Source organism: Mesorhizobium wenxiniae (genome assembly GCF_002284535.1).
In the GTDB taxonomy this organism is placed as follows: domain Bacteria; phylum Pseudomonadota; class Alphaproteobacteria; order Rhizobiales; family Rhizobiaceae; genus Mesorhizobium; species Mesorhizobium wenxiniae.
In genome coordinates this window covers 1-1,310 of sequence record NZ_NPKH01000012.1, presented here as the reverse complement: position 1 = coordinate 1,310, position 1,310 = coordinate 1, and the positions used below count along the sequence as shown (strand labels likewise).

Here is a 1,310-nt window from a genome sequence, read left to right as displayed (position 1 = left end):
GGCTGGCGGCAATGTTAATTTCTTCGCCCTCGGCGGAGGGTGCTTCGGCGGATAGCCAGCCCGGCGGACCCGCTCGCTCCCCACCCCCGGTTAGGCGCGTGCGTCCTTGGAACGGAGTCGCATCATCGACGTTACCGGGCCAACCAAACGCTGCCAATGATATGGAGGAACGGGCGTGATCGAGTTGACCGAGAAGGAAAAGCGCTTTCTCAAGCGCGTTGACACCATCACTCACGTTCCCTGGTCGAACAAAGTTACCGCCGCAGATGCCAAAGGCAAGCCAATGCGTATCGCAAGGGCGACGTTTGCCCGATTAAGAGACGACGGCATCATCATCCGATCTACTAGCGACCTGACCTCGAACACCTACGTCATTAATTCTGCACCCGTGACGCCACAAGTCGCGGAAGTGCAGGAAGCGTCCTGATCGGGCGGGATTAACCGTGCGGATCGCCCTGATCTCAGCGCCCGATGATCGCGCCTGATTTTGGTCGCGCAGGTCACCGTTTGAGCACTCGCGGGAACAAAGGTCGTTTCCGCCTGTTAGATCACACCTCGAACAACGGGAGACTGCGATGCTCACCAAATCTCTATTAGCCCTTATGCTGGCTACCAGCTTAACTGCAACAGCAGCACCTGCCCTTTCGCAAGAGACGCCAACACCTGCACCGCCTGCCGCAGCCGATGATGCTCGCGACGACTTCGACTGGGGTTGGTTGGGCCTTATCGGCCTACTGGGTCTGGCAGGTCTAGCAGGCCGCAGGAGGCGGGACGACACTCTCGGTCGGACGAACGTCAGGTAATGAACTACGGCGTGAGCGAGCGCCGCTCCGCCATCCTCGCCGCCCCTATGTAGCGCTCTGCCTCAGATGTGCGATGCTGAGCACCGCACTGGCGCCTTCTCTGCGTCGCACAGTGCGGCGTTCTACTTCTTACGCTTATACGGGAAGGTGGCGTCGCCATCATCATTCCCGGATATGACGCGAGGATTGGCGCTAGAGACGCCGTCGCTGGTTCCACCTTTGTGGTTTTTCTCTGACTGGCCCTTGGCGTCCGCCTCCGGCCCCGGCTTGGCGGATGAGCGTTTGAGCTCTCGATCCACTACCGAGCGGCCGTCTTCGGCCGGGTCTTTATCAAGACGGTTTTTCTTAGACATGGCTCTTTCTCCAATGAGAAATCGCCAACTCGGCATGAGGAACAAAGTTCCCTAGATTAGGCGGCTGTCCGCTTCTGCCCTTCCCGCTGGCGATACCGTGCCCTAGTCGGACTAGGCCGCCGTCAACTGCAATGGGCGCTCAGGCGGCAGAGGC

At 59.8% G+C, this 1,310-nt stretch carries 3 protein-coding genes; 2 read left to right on the top strand and 1 reads right to left on the bottom strand.

Translation table 11 applies throughout. The features are described 5' to 3' along the window. Nucleotides 1-175: 175 nt before the first annotated feature. Nucleotides 176-427, top strand: coding sequence for a hypothetical protein (locus CIT31_RS05130; protein ID WP_065008252.1), 252 nt, complete (start codon nucleotides 176-178; stop codon nucleotides 425-427). A 148-nt stretch (nucleotides 428-575) separates the two neighbouring features. After that, nucleotides 576-803, top strand: a complete 228-nt coding sequence (locus CIT31_RS36000; RefSeq protein ID WP_082982378.1) for a WGxxGxxG family protein — start codon at nucleotides 576-578, stop codon at nucleotides 801-803. 122 nt (nucleotides 804-925) lie between these two features. Here CIT31_RS36000 and CIT31_RS05120 read toward each other — a convergent pair whose 3' ends face one another. After that, nucleotides 926-1,156 carry a hypothetical protein gene (locus CIT31_RS05120; protein WP_095517739.1) on the bottom strand — a complete coding sequence of 77 codons (231 nt, stop codon included), beginning with the start codon at nucleotides 1,154-1,156 and terminating at the stop codon, nucleotides 926-928. Nucleotides 1,157-1,310 lie beyond the last annotated feature (154 nt).